This is a genomic window from Pseudomonas sp. D1HM, assembly GCF_019266105.1.
In the GTDB taxonomy this organism is placed as follows: Bacteria; Pseudomonadota; Gammaproteobacteria; order Pseudomonadales; family Pseudomonadaceae; genus Aquipseudomonas; species Aquipseudomonas taetrolens.
This window is the reverse complement of sequence record NZ_LRMN01000025.1, coordinates 107052-125719: the sequence shown is the minus strand read 5'-3', so window position 1 is coordinate 125719 and position 18668 is coordinate 107052. Positions and strand designations below refer to the sequence as shown.

The following is an 18668-nucleotide window of genomic DNA, read 5'->3' as shown; positions in this document are numbered from 1 at the left end:
CGACTGTAGGAACAGCGGCAACTTACAACGCGGTTTGCGCGTCAGCCTCGGCGAACATCGCATTGATGTCGCCGGAGGTGACCGGCTTGTTGTCGTGGCGACCGTGATCGGCACCACCCAAGCCCAGCGCTGGCTCGATGCTGACGTGCGTGGCCTGAGCCCGCAGCGCGCCGACGGTGCAGTTTTCCCGACCATGGATGGAGAACGGATCAAAGGAAAACTCACGCATGGCGTTCAAGTGAGTGACTTTGTCGATCATTTCTTTAGGCAGGTGCTGCAACCCTTCCCACGCGGTCTCTGGCGAGTTCGGCCAGGTGCAGTCGGAGTGCGGGTAATCGCTTTCCCATGTGACCATCTCGGCGTTCAGATAATCGAGGTTCTTCAGGCCGAAATTATCTTCAATGAAGCAGGTGATGAAGTGCTTGTTGAAGATGTCGCTAGGCATCTTCCCGTCGAAGTTTGAATTGGTCCACGCGTTATGGTGACGGTGGGTGAAGTCAGCACGCTCCAGCAAATAAGGAATCCAGCCGATGCCGCCTTCGGAAAGCGCCATGCGCAGGTCCGGGAATTTCTTCCACATCGGCGCCCAGATCCAGTCAGCGGCGGAGTTGGCGATGGAAATCGGCATGGAGGTGATCCAGGCGTCGATAGGCGACAAATCCGAAGCATGTTGAGCTTTCACGCCGGTACCGATATGACAGCAGATCACCACCTTGTTATCGCTGCAGGCTTTCCACAGCGGGTCCCAGTAATCACTGTGGATCGACGGGTAGCCATGAATAGCCGGGTTGTCCGACAGCGAAAGTGCGTGCACGCCCTGTTTGGCCAGACGCTCGACTTCGGCAGCAGCGGCTTTCATGTCCCACCACGGCACGATCATCAACGGAATGAAGCGGCCTGGCGCAGCGTTGCACCAGTCGTGCAAATGCCAGTCGTTGTAGGCCTGGATGGCCGCCATCGACACGTCGCGATCAGCGTGTACCTGGAAACGTTGCCCGGCAAAGCCCGGGAAGGTGGGGAAGCACAATGAACCGAGCACGCCGTTGGCGTTCATGTCGTCGACGCGGTCCTTGATGTTCCAGGTGCCACGGCGCATTTGCTCGTAGCCCAGCGGCTCCATGCCGTATTCCTCTTTTGGTCGACCGACCACGGAATTGAGGCCCATGTAGCCAGTGGCCTGTTCCTCGAAGACCCACACATCACGATCACCCTTTTTGACCACATGCGGCTCACGACCCTTGAAGCGGGCAGGCATGTGGCGAGCAAAAGCATTCGGCGGCTCGATCGCGTGGTCATCGACACTGACAAGAATCAGATCTTCAACTTTCATTGTTTTCCCCTTCGCATTCGGGCTTGTTGTTGTGCCTGAATCATAGTGCACATCTCGACTTAATTAAACACATTTTTTGAATCTGTTCATATTAAATCAAATGCATCCCCCCATCAGTCCCACAGCACGTGCAGATAGTGCGGACCGCGCAGCTGTGCGCCGACGATCTGCGGCCCGGGTTTGTCAGGGTCGAGACGGATGTTGGGCATCAGATCGAGGATTGCATTCAGTGCGCAGTTGATCTCGGTTTTGGCCACGAATTGACCGATACACATGTGTGGGCCAAAGCCAAAACCAAACGAAGGTTTGGGCTTGCGGTCGATGTCGAATTTATCGGCGTTTTCGAATGCATCTTCGTCGCGATTGGCTGAGGTCACGATGCATTGCACCATTGCCCCTTTGGGGATGGCTACACCGCGAATCTCCAGGTCCTTGGCGGCCTGACGCACCTTGAAAGTGGCCACAGGCTCGAAGCGCACCGCTTCGTCGATGGCCTTGTTTACAAGGCTTCGGTCATTACGCACCCGCTCCAGCACATCCGGATTTTGCAGCAGCAACGACATCAAGGTACCGAAGGTGCGAGTCGTGGTTTCGCTGGCAGCCGGGAGCAGTGAGCGTACAAAAGTGGCGATTTCATGATCGTCCAGCGACCGTCCTTGATACTCCGCGTTGATCAGCCGGCTGATCAGGTCATCGCCCGATGCGCCCTCAGCGCGACGCTCGGACACCACCACTTTCACCACATCGTATAGAGCCTGAGCGGCCTGCATGGCGGCGCCGCGGGCCGCGGCGGCTTTTTCCGGATCGACTTGCGGGCCCGCCAGGATGGCCAGCGCCCAGGCCGCGTACTGCTCGATCTGCTCGGGACGATCCTCGGGAAAGCCGATCAACGAGTAAATCACCCGGATCGGAAAATACAGGGCAAAGTCCATCAGGTCGGCGCCCTTGGCCGGCACCATCGGCTTGAGATACTCCTCACGAATCACCCGATCGATCTTGGTTTCCTTCCAGCGATTCACCGTCTCGGGCATGAATACCGGTTGCAGCAGGTTACGGATGTTCTTGTGAGCATCCCCGTCCATTGCGGTAAGGATCAAACCATCGAAAAACGCCCCCAGCCCCTCGGCGATAAAACCGCTGGTAAAGGTGCCGGCGTCACGCATGACCGCCATGACATCGTCGTATTTGAACAGTGTGAAGGTCGGCCGGCTGGCATCCAGGCCGGCAATCGACGGCACGCCCAGACTCGCCATGAAGTTGCCTTGCAGCACAGGCGAATTGGCGCGCATATCGCGGTAGGTCGCGTGCAGGTCGATATCGCTGGTACCGCGATAATTACTGGCTACATCGGTGAAAGCCTTCGTCAGGTCGTTCTGTGCCGGTGTGGACATGATCGTCTCCGCTATTTTTGTCATTATTTTTTGTCAGGCAGCTGCTGAAGGCCATACCTTCCGACTGATAATAGGCCTGACTAGATCTGTATTGGACACTTATTAATATTTCGATCAACTATTTGTGCTGCGAGACGTGTCAGTAGGCCTGCTGCACCAGTGCCATGCGGCCACCCGCCAACATCAGGGCGCAGTACAGCCCCAGCTCTGCCACCTGGGCGTCAGAGAAAAACTCCCCGAGTCGCAAGAAATGCGTGTCGTCGATCTCCAGGTAATCGCTGGCAAACAATTCGGCATAACGCAACGCGGCACGTTCGACTGGCGTGAAGGACTCGCTGTCTGTGGCCATGCACGCAATATCCTCTTCCGTCACTGCGTCGGACTTGCGCGCCAGTTGGCAGGCCTGGCAAGTGGTGATGCTGGCGATTTTCAGCCGCACCAACTCGCGCAAACGCTCATCAAGCAGGCTGTCGCTGTGCAGGCTCTCCATCAAACCCAGCCAGGCCAGGGCTACCTTGGGTCGGTGAGCCCAGACCTGCACCGGCGTCGTTGAACTGAGCATGCGACTGCGCCGGCCCCGCTCTACCGCGTCTTGCAACGCAGACGGCATGGCATCCAGCGGGATCAGCGGTAGGCGTGCCATCTCAATCGAGCCGTTCGATGATGGTCGCCGTGCCCATACCGCCGGCGCAGCAAATGGCTTGCAAGCCAAAACGCCCGCCTCGGCGTTCAAGCTCGTTCAACAACGTGGTCATCAATCGTGCACCACTGGCGCCCAATGGATGACCGAGGGCAATGGCGCCACCATTGACGTTCAATTTGTCGTGCGGCACACCTGTCTCCTGCATCCAGGCTAGCGGCACCGAGGCAAACGCTTCATTGACCTCGAACAAGTCGATGTCGTTGATGTTCAGCCCAGCCTGGCTCAACACCTTTTGAGTGGCAGCAATCGGGCCGGTGAGCATTAATGTCGGATCGGAACCGACGGTTGTGAACGCCACAATCCGCGCTCGAGCCCTGAGCCCGAGTTTTTTCGCGGTTTCGGCACTCATCAACAGCAATGCCGCTGCTCCGTCGGAGATCTGTGACGAGTTACCAGCAGTGATGCGGCCGGTATCCGGACGAAAACTGGTTTTAAGCGTCGACAGCTTTTCCCGCGAAGTATCACGACGAATGGTTTCATCGTGGCGCAACACAACAGCTGGCTCCGTCAGCACCTGCTCACGTAGCTCCTCGACCGCAACCGGCACTATTTCATTATCGAAATAACCGGCATCGGACGCCGCGGCAGCGCGCTGATGGCTGGCAAAAGCGAAATCATCCAGCGCATCGCGACTGAGCGCCCACTTGTCGGCGATACGCTCAGCAGCCTCGCCCTGACTGGTCAGTTCATAGCGTTGCGCTGCCATCCAGCCAAACGCCTCGCCGTGGATTTCACGATTACTGCCCATGGGCACGCGGCTCATGTTTTCCGCGCCACCCGCCACCACGATATCAGCGGAACCCGCCGCTATAGCACCAACGGCCAAATGCACGGCCACTTCGCCCGAACCACATTTACGATCGATGGTCAGCCCCGGCACGCTGACCGGCCAACCGGCGCCGAGCAAGGCCGTGCGGGCAATGTTGGCGGACTGTTCGCCAATTTGCGTGACATTGCCAAATATCACATCGTCGACCAACGTCGGCGACACATCGACCCGTTCCAGCAAGTGACTGAGCACCAGCGACCCGAGGTGATCGGCGCGCACGCCGGCCAGGCTGCCGCGGAACTTGCCGATTGGCGTGCGTACCGCATCAACTATGACGATGTCTTTCATAACGCACTCGCCTTGAGCCCTGAACCCGGTACTTGTTTACCGTCTTCGTAGCGGTAAACCCCCTGCCCCGACTTGCGCCCAAATCGTCCGGCAGCGACCATTTTGATGATCAGTGGGCAGGGCCGAAATTTTTCGCCCAAGGTCTGGTGCAGATAACGCAGAACAGACAGCCGCGTATCCCAACCGGTCAGGTCACCCAGTTCCAACGGGCCCATCGGATGGTTGAAACCCAGACGTAGTGCCGTGTCGATGTCTTCGGCGGTCGCGGTGCCTTCCTGCAGCATCCACATCGCCTCGTTGCCCAATAGTGCGGACATGCGGCTGGTGGTCAGTCCGGGCGATTCATTGACGATGATGGAGGTTTTGCCGATCTGATCGCACAGGTTGCGAGTGCGATTCACCACTTCATCACTGGTAGCCAACCCCCGCACGAGCTCCACCAGTTTCATTTTGTGCACAGGGTTGAAGAAGTGCATGCCGATCACGCGATCTGCACACTCCACTGACGCCGCAATTTCGGTCACGCTGAGGGCCGACGTATTGGTCGCGATAATCGCGTCCGGTGCCAGCAGTGGCGCCGCTTGCGTGAGCACCGCTTTCTTCACTGCCAACTGCTCGGAGACCGTCTCAACCAGCCAATTGGCGCCACTCGCTGCTTCAGTCAAGTCGCTGCAGGTCAGTAGATTGGCCAACGATTGCTGGGCTTTTTCTTCGCTGACTTTGCCCAGGCGCACGCCATCGGCAAGGATTTTTTCGATGCTCGTCCTGGCGTTTGTCAGGGAGGTGGCATTGGTATCGACCAACAACGTACTGAAACCGGAGCTGGCGAACGCATGCGCAATACCGGTGCCCATCAGACCCGCACCGACGACGACTACTTTTTCTTTATTGGCGTTCATGTTTGGCTCTCGATTAGGCGCGGTTCTTTTTACTGACCACATTGCGCAACGTGCCAATGCCTTCGACGCTGGCTTCGACCACATCGCCTTCCTTGAGGAACAGGCCGGTGCCCATCCCCACTCCCGCCGGCGAACCCGTGAACAACACATCGCCACAGGCAAAACTCGAGCGCTGCTGGACAAAGCGGATCAGATGATCAACACCCCAGGTCATTTCGCCGGTGGAGCCGTCCTGGCGCGTTTCACCATTTACTTTCAAGGTCAGGCGCAGCGTTGGTGACCCTTGCGGAAATTCATCCTTCGTGACGATCCAGGGACCCAGCCCGGTGGTCTGATCCTGGCTTTTGGCCGCGAACAGATCCATGCCAATACCCGCCGGCCCGCTACGCTGCAGGTCTCGCGCGCTGACGTCATTGCCAACGGTGTAACCGAGCACGCAAGCGAGCGGGTTTTCCAGGTCAATCTCGTCAGTACCGATGACCGCCACCAATTCAACTTCGTGATCGAGCTCCTCAGTCAACGGTGGAAAGCGGATCGGGTCATTGGCGCCAATCAGCGCGCCATAAGCCTTGAGAAAGGCGACTGGCTGGGACGGCGCACTCAATCCAAACTCCACCAAATGCTTGGCGTAATTGGCGCCTGCCACGACCACCCGGTTGACGGGTTCTATCGGTGGCAGCAGGCGCACTTTGGAGAGTGGCAGCGCAGGCCTGGCGAAACGCAACGAACTGATGCCGCGTCCGGCAGCCACGCCGGGCGCCCAATCCTTGAAATTGCCGGAAATCGGTGTCACCTGATCTTGGGCGACATCGACCACCGCCCAAAAAACGTCCTTTTCAAAATACTCACATCGCGCCAGTTTCATCAGGCACCTACCTTGCCCAACTTGGCAGGATCGATGTGCAGCAAGCGGCATGCGTTTTCATAGCGAATCTTGCGCAAGTCGGCGTCGGACAACTTCAGGCCATGGGTCAGGTCGTGACGCACGGCATCGCTACCGCCGAAGTTGCTGCCGTACAGCACATGGTCTGCACCGATGATATCGACCAAGGCTTGGCGCATCGGTACTTCATGCAGCTCAACGTCGAAGTAGAAGTTTTTCATGTACTCGAGCAGCGGCTTTTTGTTGTATTTGACGTCGAGGTTCTCGTTGGTCTTGGCCAGACGACCGAGTTGGTACGGGACATAGCCGCCGCCATGGGTGATGTACACCTTAAGGTCGGGGAAGCGATCCAGCACGCCGCCGCAAATCAGGTTCCAGAAACAACGGCTTTCGTCGTACTGCATACCCACGATCGCGGTAGTTTCGTAGCGGTCGTCGTTGGCGTTCTTGCCCCAGGTGACCGACTGGTTGTAGCCGTGAATAAACATCGGCAGATCCAGGTCACAGAGGGTTTTCCACACCACGTCGAGTTCCGGCGAATCGAACTCCAGGCCGCCGAAGTTGGCGCCGCCAGCAACCAGACCTTTAGCGCCCAGTACGGTGCAGGCGTAACGCAATTCAGCCGCCGCCGCTTCTGGCGCATTCAAAGGCACGTGAGCCCAGAACATCAAGCGATCAGGGGCCGCGGAGCAGTATTCCGCGAGTGTCTCGTTGACGGTGCGGGCGAAAGGTACGGCGAATTCGGCTTCGGTCCAGTACATGTAGCAGTGGGATGGGACGGAAACGACCTGCAAATTCTGTCCCGCTGCGTCCATGCCAGCCAAGCGTACTTTCGGATCAGCCCAGCGCGCAAAATACTCTTCAAGCTTGGGACCCTTGCCGGAGCGCACGGCAGCCTTACGCTCTGGCGACCCAAGACCGAGAATCCAGTCACCTACACGCAGCTTGATATCGCCATCGGCGTGCTGCTCGAAGAACGGCCCCCAGTGAGGGTGCTGGTTGTAATAGCCAGGGTGCGGTGCGTGGGCGTGAAGATCGATAAGCATGTTTAGGTACCTCGAAGTTGGCACTTTTTGTTGGTTATTTACGCGGTGCTTTCACGCGGCCTGGATCAAATTGCCGCGAAAAGGGGAAGCCGACGGCTCACTGCTAAGACCAGATCTTAAGATTAAATTGAGCAGAAATCAAAATACTGTTCAATTTATTTTATTGGCGCGCGGAGAGGCCTGACCCAGAGCCCTCAACCCGAGTCGAAAAATGCTTTGCGAGGTTAAAAACTACGAGTCAGCCTTGAAAAAGAATGGAATGCAGGTGGCAGAAAGTTCGCGTACGAAAACGCAAAGCCCCCGATAAACGGGGGCTTTGTTTAGCGCGATGGGTAGTTCTTTAAGGTCAGCGGCGGGTGCGCGAGGTAGAACCCATGATCAGCGCGCCCAGGAGTTTTTTCACCCGGACCGGGAACAATCGACGCCCTGCGGCTTCTGGCACGAGGATTTCGCTCAACACGTAACGAATGATCATTTCGCAGATCAGCTCACGGTCAAGACGCACCCCGAGGCGTTCGTCCCAGTCGTCGAAAACGATGCCCAGGCCATCCTGAAAGCGCACGATCGAATCGTGGAAAATCCGTCGGAAGAAGCCCAGCGCGTAGTCGGGCGCAACCACAAGAAGACGACGAGCCCGACTTTGCTCTAGATAGTTATCGAGATAGGCAAATAGCGCATTCAAGCGCGATTCCGGATCACTGATGTGACCGAGCTCCTGGGACAGCGAGCTGTGAAAACTTTCGCGCTTGTGGCGCGAAAAGGTGTCCAACAAGTCCTCCTGCGAGGCGAAATAGCGATAAAAGGTGCCACGGGAAACGCCCGCTACCTGGCACACATCCAGAATCGAAATACGATCCGCGCCAGACATCAGCACGACTTCTTCAGTGGCTTTAAGGATGTTGGCAATGGTTTCTTCCGAACGGCGATTCGGCTTTACCTTGGTGCCTGCCACTGAGTTGGCAGCAGCACGTCGCTCTACGGGTTTAGCCGGGCTCGCCCCTGCTTCAGATGGCGCATTTTTTTTGGATTTGGGAGCCGGCGCAGGCGCCTCTGCTTTCTTGGATGCGACTTTTGGCATGGCGTGACGGGCTCATGAAGAGTAAAGATTGTGCAACGTTACCACAGGATCTGTGCATAAATAACACTATATGTTCAACTTATTGCTAAAGACATTTGATGAGTTTGTATTTAGAATCGAATTCTCTCTTCAAAATAAAATCAGGCAACCCGACCGGTTATGGGTGCCTAAAAGGAGAAAACTGATGGGTAGCAGTGGAAATCCAGATACTTGGACAGTGGGAGAACGAGACACTGTCATTGATGCGTTAGATCGTGCGGTAGCAAGGCATCCAGACAAAATATTGCTGGATTTCAGCGGTGAGTTATACACATATGCTCAGGTTGACTCACTTTCCACCAAGATGGCCAACGCACTTGCCACCCTGGGCGTCAAGGCCGGTGAAACCGTGCTGACGATGCTGGATAACAACATCGATGCCGTCACCACCTGGCTGGCCATCAACAAGCTCTGCGCCGTGAGTGTGCCGATCAACACCGCGCTCAAGGGCGAGTTCCTCCGCCATCAGATCGCCGATACCGGCACCTCGGTGGTGATCTGCGAAGCGGCCTACCTGCTGCGCATCACACCACTCGCCGAACAACTGCAGGACGTACACCACATTCTTCACCGTAGCACCCTCGAGGCAGTTCCTGATTGCCCGATTCGTATTGCGCCACTGGATGAATGGCGTGGCCATGACGCCACCCCACTCGCCAATAAACCGCGACCTTCAGACCTTGCCTGCCTGATTTACACCTCGGGCACCACGGGCCCTTCCAAGGGCTGCATGATCAGCTACAACTTCATGTGCAATCTGGCGCGCCTGCAACTACGTGCCGGTCCGGCCAGTGCCGACGACGTCACCATCACGCCGCTGCCGCTGTTTCACATGAATGCGCTGTGTGTATCGATCATTGCCAGCATTCTGGTGGGCGCGCGCGCCGCCATTCTTGCGCGATTCTCGGTCTCGAATTTCTGGCCGGAAGTGGAGCGCTCGGGCGCGACCATTGCCTCGATCCTGGGTGGCATGGGCGGCCTCCTCGCCCAGGCGCCAGACAACGAAGCGATGCTGCGCTGCGTCGGGCAGATCCATACCGCCCGTGGCAACCCTTATACCGAAGAAACCAAAAATATCTGGCGCGAGCGCTTCGGCACCAAGCTGGTAGGCGGCAACGGCTATGGCCTGACCGAAGCCTGCGTTATCACTTCGCTGGCTGCCGGGGAATACGCTGCGCCCGGCTCGTCGGGTAAACGTATTGCAGATTTTGACGTAAGGATCGTCGACGACCTCGATCAGGAAGTGCCGCCCAACTCCCCTGGCGAAATCGTGGTGCGCCCGCTCCGTCCCGACATCATGTTCCAGGGCTACTGGCGTCGTCCGGAGGATACCCAGAAGCTGATGCGCAATATGTGGTTCCACACCGGCGACGTTGGCAAATTCGATGATGTTGGTTTCTTCTACTTTGTCGACCGCAAGAAGGACTACATGCGTCGCAGGGGGGAGAACATTTCCAGCTTTGAAATGGAAGCAGCCTTTGCTTCTCACCCGGCACTGGCCGAAGTGGCGGTGCATGCCGTGCCTTCAGATAAAGGCGAGGATGATGTGAAGGTGACTGCCGTGCTGCATGAAGGCGTGACGCTTGAGCCGGAGCAACTGTTCCATTGGGCCACCGACTCGGTGCCCTACTATGCCTTGCCGCGCTACATCGAGTTTCGCAGTAGCTTGCCGAAAAACCCGCAGGGCCGGGTGTTGAAGTATCTGCTGCGCGATGAAGGTAAAACCGACGCCACCTGGGATCTGGAAACCACATCGATCGTGGTGTCCAAAAAGTAACAGTACTACCTGGCATGTGTCGGCCATCCAACGCCGAAAGCCCGCTTTGAAGCGGGCTTTCGCGTCTCTTGGGCCTGGTGTCGCCTTTGTATGAGTGAACTTGCTTGCGATGAACTCAAGGACAACGCGTTTTACCAGAACGTGCGCGTTATCGTTAACGTCCATCGCGAGCAAGCTCGCTCCTGCATTAATCGTGTGAAATCAATACTCGCGCACGGGAATGCCTTTGGGGCGGGAGTTGTAACCGGGTAGGTGCAGGCCACCGTCGACGTGAATGGTCTCGCCGGTGATAAAGCGCGACATCTCCGACGCGAGGAATACCACCACCGGGCCAATGTCGGCTTCAGGCTCGCCACAGCGGCCCAGCGGACGCATTGAAGCGGACATTTCGGCAAAGCCCGGGTTTTCTGCGGCAAGTTTGTGGAAGGTGGCGCCCATCGCGGTAGGTGCGATGGCATTGGTTCGAATGTTGAACCGCCCCCATTCAGAGGCGGCGCTGCGAGTCAGCCCGACGATCGCTGCCTTGGCCGTGTTGTAATCGCCGTGCAGCCAGGCGCCGATCTCGATATCGATTGAATAGAAGTTGATGATCTTGCCACCGCCCCGCGCTTTCATATGCGGCAGTGCGGCTTTCATCGCCCACCAGGCCGCCCACACCGTAGAGCCGAGGGTTTGCTCCAGCATCGCGTCGGTTTTTTCTTCCAGAAGGACATTAGGGGTGGGTGCAAAGGCATTGTTAACCAGGATGTCCAGGCCACCAAATTGATCAACGGCTAATTGCACGGCGGCTTCGATATCGGCCTTGCTGCACACGTCAGTCTTGATGAACACCGCTTGGGCACCCAGCGCTTTGAGTTCGGCGACTACGGCCTCGCCACTGGTGACATCCAGCTCGGCGACCACCACGGCAGCGCCCTCTTTGGCAAAGTTCAGCGCAATGCCGCGGCCGATTCCGCCACCTGCGCCAGTAATCAGCGCAACCTGTTCATTTAGCAGTGCCATAGTCACTCCACTTCTTGTTTTTTAGTGAACATTTTTGGTTATAGTGTTCAAATATAGCTTATTTCGTCAGCCTGAACAGCATTGAAACAAGGATATTGAGGATGACTGCATTTCGTCGCCGCGTAGACATCATTGCTCAGCATACCAATGGCACGGGCGAAGCTCGCGCCGCTCTGGAAGACGACTTCCACCACTTCCGGGTGTGGGTCAGCTACCGCGCAGGTGAAGTCATCGCCATTGGCGGTGAAGCGCTGCGCTATCCCTATTCCCTGTGCCCGCAGGCTTGCAATCAATTACAGCAATTGCGGGGGATGAAGCTGGACCGGATAGCCCATTCAGTCACCCGGCAGACCGACGCCAGTCATCAATGCACCCACTTGCTCGATCTCGCGGGGCTCGCCATTGCTGCTGCCGCACGTGGCACCCGCCAGCGCCGCTATGACATTAGCGTGGGCCAGCGCATCGACAACCGCACCCGCGCTACGTTGGTACGCGATGGCAATGAAGACCTGACCTGGGAAGTAGACGGCACCATGATTGAAGGACCCTCACCCTATTGCGGCATCAATCTTCGCGAAGGCATGGCACGCTGGGCACTGAATGCCCTCAATGAAGAAGCCGCCGAAGCGGCTCTTTTACTTCGCCGCTGCACCCTGATTTCGATGGGCCGCGCGTACAACCTCGACGAGCAGATTCATGCCCTGAACACCGGCCGCTGCTACAGCCAACAACCCGAACGCGCGGAACAGGCACTGCGCATGAAGGGTTCGACGCTGGACTTCAGCAATGAACAGTTCAGATTGTGCGCCCAGGACCAGGAGTGGCTTAGGCAGCACCAATAGTCACACGGCTCCCATATCAAAAGCCGCGCGACCATCACCCGCAAGGCCCGGCGATCCGGATTCGAACCAGACCGCCGATAATGCCTAGAGGAAGACGGCCAGATTTGGCGTTCCAAGCACCGCTTGGTCGATGATGACTTCGCGCCGCGCCAGCTTGAATCCCGCCTCACTCAGACGCAGCACATCACGCCGTTCGCCACTGATGATGTCGACATGGTGATCTTTGAAACGGCTACGGGTCAGCAGCAGGTAACTGGTCACCACAAACTCATCGCTCTTGTCGGTTTCTTCGACAAACACGTTAGTCACCAGACGTCGGGTACGCGAAGGAGGATCTTCCGCCCAGGCACTTTTGCCGGACAGGCGCAGGATTCGGCCCATGATCGAGCGGTAGTCATCGTGGTAATGCTGAACGCTGCGCACGATGGTGGTTTTCAACTCGGCGGCCAAGCGCGTCTGGCGCAGCGGCACGGTGTACACCAGGTCGGTGTCCAGGCGTTCGGCCCACTCCTGCAGGCGAATCTGGTCGAGCAGCGTGGCTTCCTCGTAGAGAAAGGTCACCACATCGTTGTAAATCGGCGAACCCACCGGTACTCGCTTGGTACCGACTGGGGAACCCGGCTGGATATCCTCCACACCGCGTTGTTGAACCTGAGCCATGAGTAACTCCTTAACTTTTATTCTTGTACTCGTGAATGCTGTTACCGGCGACTGCGGCCCGCTAGGATCGCTGTCGAACCAGGACTGGCGAACGCTTATTTCTCGTCCGATGCGGTCATCAGCTCATGCCAGTACAACCACCAGTGCCACTGGGTATCGTCCTTGGTGAAACCTTCGTTGACGATGCCGGGGCCAGGCCACCCTTCCGGTGCTCCGGTTTCAAAGACTGCCTGGTATTTCATCGTGCTCTTGCGGCCCATCGCCCCCTTGGCAGCCAGCGTCATGTGCGGCCAGGTATCGGAGTCATCCTGCTCGACCATGCCGGACGTGCCGAACAGCTGGATGGTTTGCTTGAGCATCTTGTCGCGCAGTTCCGGGGAAGCGTCTTTCTCGGCAAACACCCAGTTGACGAACTCGAGCTTGTCCGGACCTTGCGGCACGTAGGCGTGCAGGGTCATCGAGCCGACGACAGTGCCATCCGGCTGTGGAATGTAGACAAAACCGAAAAGAATATTCGGGAACATCCCACCGACTTGCGGCGGCATGCTGGTGAGCACTTTCAACTGATCTTCGGTCAAGTTGCGTGCCAGCTGTTCGACCATGTCGGCGGTCATGCCGGCAGGCGGCAATGCTTCGAGCTTTTGCTGCACACTCAACTCTGCCGGATCGAGTCCGGTGAGGCGCTTGATCTTGCGCGCCAGGTCGATGCAACGCAGCGCATGGCCGTGCGGCGAGCTGATTTCGACGCCGATCATTTCCGGGCTGAGGTCGGCTGTTTCGCCCTCGCCTTTCTTGGCGTAGTTACCCACTTCGCCTAACCAGCGGTGCAGGGTCAGTGTGTGGAAACCGTCGGCCGCCGATTGCTCGCCAGCCGTCTTCCAGTTGGCGTTAACGATAAAGCGCTGCGGTGGACCGAGTACTTCCATGCCTTTGTCGGAGCGGCAGAAGAGCATGTCGTAATACCACTTGGCATCGCCCAGGAATTCGTCGAACGATGGTCCATCGATATTCCAGGTCGCAAAGACCAGACCGCCATACAGCGTGACCCGAGCCTTTTTCAGGCCCAGTTCTTCTTTGGGCAGCATTTTGCCGTGCATGCATTCACGCTCGACGGGTGAGCCGACAAAGTCGCCATTCGGGCGGAAGGCCCAGCCGTGGTAGATGCATTTATGAATTTGTGTATTGCCGCAATCAGCGGTACTGATGCGCATGCCGCGGTGCGGGCACACATTGAGGTTTACAAACACCTCGCCCTCTTTGCCACGGGCAACAATGACCGAGTCGGAGCCCAGGTCGCGGACCATGAAGTCCCCGGAATTGGGGATCTCCGACTCGTGACCCAGGAGTACCCAGATCTTGCCGAAGATTTTTTCCATCTCCAGCTCGTAGATTTCGCGGTCAGACAACACGCGCATTTGTACTTCACGGCTGGATGGATAGATAAGGTCCGAGACCTTGGTTCCATCAGACAATACGGGGCTTGTTTTTGTTAGCATGATTGCCTCCTGATCAGAGCGTCACGACAGTGGTCGCAACGAAATATAAGACACTTTCTATATTTATGTACATAGAATTCACTTTCTACTTGTAAGTGAATTCTTCCGTCATTCACGTATGCGTTAATCCTTGCTCGATGGCTTGCCCGCTTGAGTACGCAGCACACCAATGCCGTCGATCTCCAGTTCAACCACATCACCAGGCTTCAAATAACGTAATTGCTCCAGGCCGCAGCCGTTGCCGACCGTCCCGGAGCCCAGAAACTCACCGGGGTACAGCGTTTCCGAGCAGGACACGTGGGCAATCACGTCTTCGAAACTCCAGCGCATATCACGGGTATTACCGCGCCCCCACTCCTCGCCATTGACCCGGGCAACCATATTCAGGTCATAGGGATCACCCAGTTCATCGGCTGTCACCAGGCAGGGCCCCATAATGTTGGCCGTATCAAAATCCTTGCTCTTGGCCGGGCCGAGCATGCCGGGCATTTCCAGGGCCTGGGCGTCGCGGGCACTCATGTCGTTGAAGATGGTGTAGCCGACGATATGCGCCCGGGCGGCCTCACGGCTGATGTCCTTGCCGCGCTTACCGATGTAGCAACCGAACTCGAGTTCGAAATCCATCGCCCGGCTGTAGCTCGGCCATTGAAATTCATCGTCGATGCCAATCACCGCGAAACGGTTGCCCTTGTAGTAGATGGGCTGCTTGTTGAAAGTCTCGATGACCCGATCGTCAGCACGAGTGTTCATCGCTTTCAGCGTGGCTTCCGGGTCTTCGGTACGTAGCGCACGCGCGCGACGGGCCGCCGCGAAGCTCTGGCGCAGATGCAATTCGAAGCAGGAACAGTCGCGCATTTGTGGAGGTGGCTGGATCGGTGCGCGCAGCTTCACGCTGGCACGCTCCAGCACCGCCGCCGAGGGTGCCTTGGTAACCAGCGCACGGGCCAGGTCCAACGCCGGCTCACCGGCCTCCACCAAGGCCAGAATGCTGCTCAATGCCACACTGTCACGACCTTCTCGCAGGCGGTAAGCATTTTGCAGATCGAGCACCTGCTGGTCCCGATTGAGCAATGCCCCCGCGCGATCAAAACCTTCGGCATCGGTATACGTCACCAGCCTCATACGCGGCCACTCACAGGCAGCAGTGCACCGGTTACCGCTGCGGCTTCGTCGGATAATAGAAACGCCACTACCGCCGCCAACGCCTGCGGAGTGACCCAGCGGCCGCTGTCGGCATCAGGCATGTCGGCGCGGTTGGCGGGGGTGTCAATGATGCTCGGCAGCACAGCGTTGACCGTTACACCACGATCCTTCAGCTCCTCGGCCAACGCCTCGGTCAACCGGGCTACACCGGCCTTGGAGGCGGCATAAGCCCCCATACCGGTTGCGGCTTTGACCGAGGCCAGCGCGCCAATGTTGACGATGCGCCCGGCCTTGGAATCCAGCAGGTGCGCCAACGCAGACTGGGAACTGACCACGGCGGTACGCACGTTCATCTGGTAAAGCCGATCCCAGGTCAGCAGGCTGCCGCCTTCGACGGTCTCCCAGGCAAAACCGCCCGCGACATTGACCAAACCGTCGATGCCACCCAAATGCGCCGCGACCTGCTCGAACGCAGCGCTGGCCGACTCGCTCGAGGTCAGGTCGACACCGCCCAGGCACAGCAGGTTTTCCGTATCCAGCAAGGCAGCTGGGGCCTCGTTGCGATCCAGCAACGCAACCCGCGCGCCTCGCGCCAGCAGAAATGTGCCAAGTGCGCTGCCGAGGGCACCAAACCCGCCGGTGACGACTACCCTCTTGTCCAATAATGATTGGAACATCGCGAAATCCTCTTGTTGTTGTTTTACGGCGCGAACGGTCGATTCGCGCCTTTGTCCAGATGAATATATGACACTTTTAGAAAATATGTACAAATGATACCGTATGACTTCAAGTCAAACACTCACCTGCGGACCGCTGATGCCTAGAAAACTGCCTGCACTCAACGCCGACAACCGCGCCTTCTGGCAAGGCGGTCAACAGGGCGAACTGCTCGTTCATCGCTGCGCGGCCTGTAGCCGGTATTTCCACCCGCCCGCCCCGCTCTGCCCGCATTGCGCAAGCTTTGACGTGGCGCCGCAAGCGGTGTCCGGCAAGGGCAAAGTGCTCAGCTTCACCATCAACTATCAGCCCTGGACCCCCGACTTGGAGGTGCCCTATGTGGTGGCGATCATCGAGTTGGTTGAGCAACCCGGCTTGCAGTTCGTGAGCAACGTGGTGGGCATGCCGGTCACGGATGTGCAGATCGACATGCCGGTACGGGTCATCTTCCTCAATGTCGAGGATGTATGGTTACCTCTGTTCGAGAAGGATCAGTGATGTTCGATCATCGTTATGAAAAAGACGTAGCCATTACCGGTATCGGTCAATCAGAGATCGGGCGACCGTCGAGCAAGTCAGCGATGCGCCTGACCCTGGATGCCTGCCTGGAAGCCATTGCGGACGCCGGCCTGCAACGCAGCGACATCGACGGCGTGGCCTGCTGGCCGGGCGACAACAACAATGGCGACCCGTTTTCACCGGTCGGTCCCAGTGCGCTGAAGAGTGCCCTCGGGCTCAACGTCAACTGGTTCGGTGGCGGTTATGAAGGGCCCGGCCCGCTCACCGGGGTGATCAACGGGGCCATGGCGATTGCGGCGGGCCTGTGCAAGCACGTACTGGTGTTTCGCACCATCACCGAAGCGTCGGCGCGCATGGTCAACAAACAGGCCGGCGCACTGACCAATAAAACCCAGGGTCGCGACAGCAGCTACGCCTGGCAGTGGTTTACCCCGTTCAATGTGCAATCGGGCATCAACCTGATGGCGTTGTATGCCCAGCGTCACTTCCATGAATACGGCACCCGACCGGAGCAGCTGGCGCAGATAGCCCTGACGTGTCGCCAGAACGCCATGCGCAACCCTAAGGCGCTGTATCGCACGCCGATGAGCATGGACGACTACATGGCATCGCGGATGATTTCAACGCCTCTGCGCATGTTCGACTGCGACGTGCATTGCGATGCGTCCACCGCCATCATCCTGTCCCGTCGCGATATCGCCCAGGACCAGCCGAACAAACCGATCCGCATCGAGGCCATGGGCGCAGCGTTGAACCAGCCATGGTCGTGGGATCAGATCTCCCTGACCAAAATGGCCGCCTTCGATGTCGGAGAGATGATGTGGGCACGCACCGACTACACCCCGCAGGATGTTGAATCTGCGCAGTTGTATGACGGATTTTCGATCTTGACCCTGATCTGGCTTGAAGCCCTGGGCCTGTGCCCCACCGGGGAAAGTGGTGCGTTCGTCGAGGGTGGCACGCGCATCGCACTGGAGGGCAGCTTGCCCATTAATACCAATGGCGGGCAGCTGTCTGGCGGACGCACCCACGGCCTGGGTTACGTGCATGAAGCCTGCCTGCAACTGTGGGGCCGTGCCGAAGGCCGGCAAACCCGCGAACACCGCGTCAGTACGGTGGCAGCCGGAGGCGGCCCGCTGGGGGGCAGCCTGCTACTGGTTCGCGAGTAACGGCGCGCCTCAGTAGAGTACGCCGGCCACTTCGCTACAGAACTCGATCAACGCCTTGCCCAGTTCGGCAAGGCCCTCTTCGTCCCGTTGGCCACGGAACATCACTGCTGACACGGTGAAATCGATGCTGTTGGTCGGTGAAAAGACCGGCGCCGCAATCGCAAGAATCCCCCCCGAGAAATGCCCGTCGTCCATTGCCCAACCACGCTCGGCAGCCTGTCTCACTTCCTCACGGTAAACCACCAGCGAAAGAGGTTGAGCCCAACGAATCGTCTCGAAACTGCTCTGTACTTCCGGATCGTCGAGGTCGATCTGCGTAGCGAACAACCGGCCGCTGGCGCCCATCAGAATCGGCAGACGCTGACCTTCGGCCATGTCGATACGCACATCGGTCGGGCTTGCAGCGGAACTGACAATGACGATGCGGTCAGGGCTCATTTTTCGCCACAGGGTGATGGTCACCCGCTGGCGTGCAGCCAGGTTCTGCAACAGCGGTTTGGCCATCTGAACGCGATGACCCTGGGTAACCAATTGTTCGACCAGACGCGCCAGGCCCAGGCCCACGGTGTAACGCTTGGAAAGAGCACTGAAATCGACCACATCCTCTTGCACCAGGGTACGCAGGATGTTGAAGCAGGTGCTTGGATTGATTTTCAGTTGCCGGGCGATGTCCACTGAACGTTCCGGCGTACCCACCTGACTGAGGTAACGCAAGATGCGTATGGCGTTGGAAACGGGTTTGACGAGGGTTGCGCCGGCCGATTTGCTGCTGTCGTTGACGTCAGTGAGTTCCATGCCCGATCCAGTAACTTTAGAGTGGCGCCATTCTAACCTGAGAATGATTGGCGTCGTAAAAG

Annotated in this window: 18 protein-coding genes; 4 read left to right on the top strand and 14 right to left on the bottom strand. The window is 58.0% G+C overall.

Annotation, left to right across the window (positions count from 1 at the left end):
• Positions 1 to 22: 22 nt before the first annotated feature.
• The 8 genes from AWM69_RS21325 to AWM69_RS21290 all read right to left on the bottom strand — a co-directional run bounded on the left by AWM69_RS21325 (position 23) and on the right by AWM69_RS21290 (position 8447).
• Entirely contained in the window at positions 23 to 1330 is a 1308-nt protein-coding gene (locus tag AWM69_RS21325; RefSeq protein ID WP_020300775.1) for an amidohydrolase family protein, read from the bottom strand.
• A gap of 113 nt (positions 1331 to 1443) precedes the next feature.
• Positions 1444 to 2721: a cytochrome P450 gene (locus tag AWM69_RS21320; RefSeq protein WP_060766155.1), complete on the bottom strand. Its 1278-nt coding sequence runs from the start codon at positions 2719 to 2721 to the stop codon at positions 1444 to 1446.
• Positions 2722 to 2860: 139 nt separating this feature from the next.
• A complete protein-coding gene (locus AWM69_RS21315) occupies positions 2861 to 3364 on the bottom strand; it encodes a carboxymuconolactone decarboxylase family protein (protein ID WP_218728349.1) in 504 nt (167 codons plus the stop codon).
• A 1-nt stretch (position 3365) separates the two neighbouring features.
• The gene (locus AWM69_RS21310) at positions 3366 to 4541 is read right to left on the bottom strand and encodes a thiolase family protein (RefSeq protein ID WP_020300778.1); all 1176 of its coding nucleotides are present in this window, start codon (positions 4539 to 4541) and stop codon (positions 3366 to 3368) included.
• A complete protein-coding gene (locus tag AWM69_RS21305) occupies positions 4538 to 5440 on the bottom strand; it encodes a 3-hydroxyacyl-CoA dehydrogenase (protein WP_020300779.1) in 903 nt (300 codons plus the stop codon). The genes AWM69_RS21310 and AWM69_RS21305 overlap by 4 nt, the downstream gene beginning before the upstream one ends.
• Before the next feature lie 13 nt (positions 5441 to 5453).
• Positions 5454 to 6305: a fumarylacetoacetate hydrolase family protein gene (locus tag AWM69_RS21300; RefSeq protein WP_218728347.1), complete on the bottom strand. Its 852-nt coding sequence runs from the start codon at positions 6303 to 6305 to the stop codon at positions 5454 to 5456.
• Complete coding sequence (locus AWM69_RS21295; protein WP_020300781.1) at positions 6305 to 7369, bottom strand: amidohydrolase family protein; 1065 nt, start codon at positions 7367 to 7369, stop codon at positions 6305 to 6307. The genes AWM69_RS21300 and AWM69_RS21295 overlap by 1 nt, the downstream gene beginning before the upstream one ends.
• A gap of 346 nt (positions 7370 to 7715) precedes the next feature.
• Positions 7716 to 8447: a TetR/AcrR family transcriptional regulator gene (locus AWM69_RS21290; RefSeq protein ID WP_218728346.1), complete on the bottom strand. Its 732-nt coding sequence runs from the start codon at positions 8445 to 8447 to the stop codon at positions 7716 to 7718.
• A gap of 184 nt (positions 8448 to 8631) precedes the next feature.
• Between AWM69_RS21290 and AWM69_RS21285 the strand changes: the two genes are divergently transcribed.
• On the top strand, positions 8632 to 10263 hold the full coding sequence (locus tag AWM69_RS21285) for an ATP-dependent acyl-CoA ligase (RefSeq protein ID WP_218728344.1): 1632 nt from the start codon (positions 8632 to 8634) through the stop codon (positions 10261 to 10263).
• A 201-nt stretch (positions 10264 to 10464) separates the two neighbouring features.
• Here the strand turns inward: AWM69_RS21285 and AWM69_RS21280 are convergent, their stop codons facing one another.
• A complete protein-coding gene (locus AWM69_RS21280; RefSeq protein WP_020300784.1) occupies positions 10465 to 11265 on the bottom strand; it encodes an SDR family NAD(P)-dependent oxidoreductase in 801 nt (266 codons plus the stop codon).
• A 101-nt stretch (positions 11266 to 11366) separates the two neighbouring features.
• Between AWM69_RS21280 and AWM69_RS21275 the strand changes: the two genes are divergently transcribed.
• Positions 11367 to 12107 carry a DUF2889 domain-containing protein gene (locus AWM69_RS21275; RefSeq protein ID WP_218728342.1) on the top strand — a complete coding sequence of 247 codons (741 nt, stop codon included), beginning with the start codon at positions 11367 to 11369 and terminating at the stop codon, positions 12105 to 12107.
• An 84-nt stretch (positions 12108 to 12191) separates the two neighbouring features.
• Here AWM69_RS21275 and AWM69_RS21270 read toward each other — a convergent pair whose 3' ends face one another.
• The 4 genes from AWM69_RS21270 to AWM69_RS21255 all read right to left on the bottom strand — a co-directional run bounded on the left by AWM69_RS21270 (position 12192) and on the right by AWM69_RS21255 (position 16083).
• Positions 12192 to 12767: an aromatic-ring-hydroxylating dioxygenase subunit beta gene (locus AWM69_RS21270; RefSeq protein ID WP_020300786.1), complete on the bottom strand. Its 576-nt coding sequence runs from the start codon at positions 12765 to 12767 to the stop codon at positions 12192 to 12194.
• Positions 12768 to 12862: 95 nt separating this feature from the next.
• Positions 12863 to 14263, bottom strand: a complete 1401-nt coding sequence (locus tag AWM69_RS21265; protein WP_047530990.1) for an aromatic ring-hydroxylating dioxygenase subunit alpha — start codon at positions 14261 to 14263, stop codon at positions 12863 to 12865.
• A 123-nt stretch (positions 14264 to 14386) separates the two neighbouring features.
• On the bottom strand, positions 14387 to 15385 hold the full coding sequence (locus tag AWM69_RS21260; protein ID WP_218728341.1) for a fumarylacetoacetate hydrolase family protein: 999 nt from the start codon (positions 15383 to 15385) through the stop codon (positions 14387 to 14389).
• Positions 15382 to 16083, bottom strand: coding sequence for an SDR family NAD(P)-dependent oxidoreductase (locus AWM69_RS21255; RefSeq protein WP_047530994.1), 702 nt, complete (start codon positions 16081 to 16083; stop codon positions 15382 to 15384). Before AWM69_RS21255 ends, AWM69_RS21260 begins: the two co-directional genes overlap by 4 nt.
• Positions 16084 to 16222: 139 nt before the next feature.
• Here AWM69_RS21255 and AWM69_RS21250 point away from each other — a divergent pair, with 139 nt between their 5' ends.
• Positions 16223 to 16621, top strand: a complete 399-nt coding sequence (locus AWM69_RS21250) for a Zn-ribbon domain-containing OB-fold protein (RefSeq protein ID WP_218728339.1) — start codon at positions 16223 to 16225, stop codon at positions 16619 to 16621.
• Positions 16621 to 17811, top strand: a complete 1191-nt coding sequence (locus AWM69_RS21245) for a thiolase family protein (RefSeq protein ID WP_047530996.1) — start codon at positions 16621 to 16623, stop codon at positions 17809 to 17811. Before AWM69_RS21250 ends, AWM69_RS21245 begins: the two co-directional genes overlap by 1 nt.
• Before the next feature lie 9 nt (positions 17812 to 17820).
• On the opposite strand, the gene AWM69_RS21240 is transcribed toward AWM69_RS21245, so the two are convergent.
• Positions 17821 to 18606 (bottom strand): IclR family transcriptional regulator, encoded by a 786-nt coding sequence (locus AWM69_RS21240; protein ID WP_077748093.1) that lies wholly within the window; start codon positions 18604 to 18606, stop codon positions 17821 to 17823.
• Positions 18607 to 18668: the final 62 nt, after the last annotated feature.

Excerpts from the sequence above, each read along its gene's own strand:
- AWM69_RS21325 (WP_020300775.1), bottom strand. The coding sequence starts at position 1,330 with ATGAAAGTTGAAGATCTGATTCTTGTCAGTGTCGATGACCACGCGATC.
- AWM69_RS21320 (WP_060766155.1), bottom strand. The coding sequence starts at position 2,721 with ATGTCCACACCGGCACAGAACGACCTGACGAAGGCTTTCACCGATGTA.
- AWM69_RS21315 (WP_218728349.1), bottom strand. The coding sequence starts at position 3,364 with ATGGCACGCCTACCGCTGATCCCGCTGGATGCCATGCCGTCTGCGTTG.
- AWM69_RS21310 (WP_020300778.1), bottom strand. The coding sequence starts at position 4,541 with ATGAAAGACATCGTCATAGTTGATGCGGTACGCACGCCAATCGGCAAG.
- AWM69_RS21305 (WP_020300779.1), bottom strand. The coding sequence starts at position 5,440 with ATGAACGCCAATAAAGAAAAAGTAGTCGTCGTCGGTGCGGGTCTGATG.
- AWM69_RS21300 (WP_218728347.1), bottom strand. The coding sequence starts at position 6,305 with ATGAAACTGGCGCGATGTGAGTATTTTGAAAAGGACGTTTTTTGGGCG.
- AWM69_RS21295 (WP_020300781.1), bottom strand. The coding sequence starts at position 7,369 with ATGCTTATCGATCTTCACGCCCACGCACCGCACCCTGGCTATTACAAC.
- AWM69_RS21290 (WP_218728346.1), bottom strand. The coding sequence starts at position 8,447 with ATGCCAAAAGTCGCATCCAAGAAAGCAGAGGCGCCTGCGCCGGCTCCC.
- AWM69_RS21285 (WP_218728344.1), top strand. The coding sequence starts at position 8,632 with ATGGGTAGCAGTGGAAATCCAGATACTTGGACAGTGGGAGAACGAGAC.
- AWM69_RS21280 (WP_020300784.1), bottom strand. The coding sequence starts at position 11,265 with ATGGCACTGCTAAATGAACAGGTTGCGCTGATTACTGGCGCAGGTGGC.
- AWM69_RS21275 (WP_218728342.1), top strand. The coding sequence starts at position 11,367 with ATGACTGCATTTCGTCGCCGCGTAGACATCATTGCTCAGCATACCAAT.
- AWM69_RS21270 (WP_020300786.1), bottom strand. The coding sequence starts at position 12,767 with ATGGCTCAGGTTCAACAACGCGGTGTGGAGGATATCCAGCCGGGTTCC.
- AWM69_RS21265 (WP_047530990.1), bottom strand. The coding sequence starts at position 14,263 with ATGCTAACAAAAACAAGCCCCGTATTGTCTGATGGAACCAAGGTCTCG.
- AWM69_RS21260 (WP_218728341.1), bottom strand. The coding sequence starts at position 15,385 with ATGAGGCTGGTGACGTATACCGATGCCGAAGGTTTTGATCGCGCGGGG.
- AWM69_RS21255 (WP_047530994.1), bottom strand. The coding sequence starts at position 16,083 with ATGTTCCAATCATTATTGGACAAGAGGGTAGTCGTCACCGGCGGGTTT.
- AWM69_RS21250 (WP_218728339.1), top strand. The coding sequence starts at position 16,223 with ATGCCTAGAAAACTGCCTGCACTCAACGCCGACAACCGCGCCTTCTGG.
- AWM69_RS21245 (WP_047530996.1), top strand. The coding sequence starts at position 16,621 with ATGTTCGATCATCGTTATGAAAAAGACGTAGCCATTACCGGTATCGGT.
- AWM69_RS21240 (WP_077748093.1), bottom strand. The coding sequence starts at position 18,606 with ATGGAACTCACTGACGTCAACGACAGCAGCAAATCGGCCGGCGCAACC.